The organism is Streptomyces sp. BE20 (assembly GCF_036322525.1).
GTDB lineage: Bacteria > Actinomycetota > Actinomycetes > Streptomycetales > Streptomycetaceae > Kitasatospora.
In genome coordinates this window covers 1-640 of the sequence record NZ_JAQYWW010000454.1, presented here as the reverse complement: position 1 = coordinate 640, position 640 = coordinate 1, and the positions used below count along the sequence as shown (strand labels likewise).

1 pseudogene is annotated in these 640 nt (G+C 69.4%); it reads right to left on the bottom strand.

Annotation, left to right across the window (positions count from 1 at the left end):
• Positions 1-9 precede the first annotated feature (9 nt).
• Positions 10-402 (bottom strand): annotated as a pseudogene (locus PUR61_RS05015) (transglycosylase family protein); the annotation flags it as partial.
• Positions 403-640 lie beyond the last annotated feature (238 nt).

Here is a 640-nt window from a genome sequence, read left to right as displayed (position 1 = left end):
GGGGTGTTACTTGGTGAGGCCGGCCTTGACGGAGCAGACGGGCCAGGCGCCGGGGCCCTGGGCGGCGAGGACCTTTTCGCCGATGGCGATCTGCTGGGCCTTGGTGGCCTGGTGGGCCTGGGGGGCGTAGGTGGTGCCGCCGAAGGCGGCCCAGGTGCTGGGGGTGAACTGGAGGCCGCCGTAGAAGCCGTTGCCGGAGTTGATGGCCCAGTTGCCGGTGGCTTCGCAGGCGGCGACCTTGTCCCAGACGCCGGCGGGGGCGGCGGAGGCGGTGGTGGCGGTGATGAGTCCGGCGACGGGGAGGGCGGTGAGGGCGCCGGCCATGAGGGTGGTGCGGATGCGGTTGCGGCGCTTGGTGGCGGTGGTGGTGGTGGCGGTGGTGGTCTGGTTGCGGTGGGTCATGTGGGTCCTTTCGGAGGGGGGTGTGGGCGTGCGGAACCAGGCCCTGGGGGCGGGTGGTTCTGTGGGGGGTGTGGTGCGTGTGGTTGCGGGGCGGTGGGGCCCTGGTGAGCGGTGTGCTCGGTGCAACGGGTTCGAAGTTACGGGGGTGGTGGTGGGGGTTTCAAGGATTCTGAGGTTTAGGCATGTCAGGGGGTGGTTACCGGTCGTAAGGATCAAGGAAATGGGGTGTTTTGAAGGC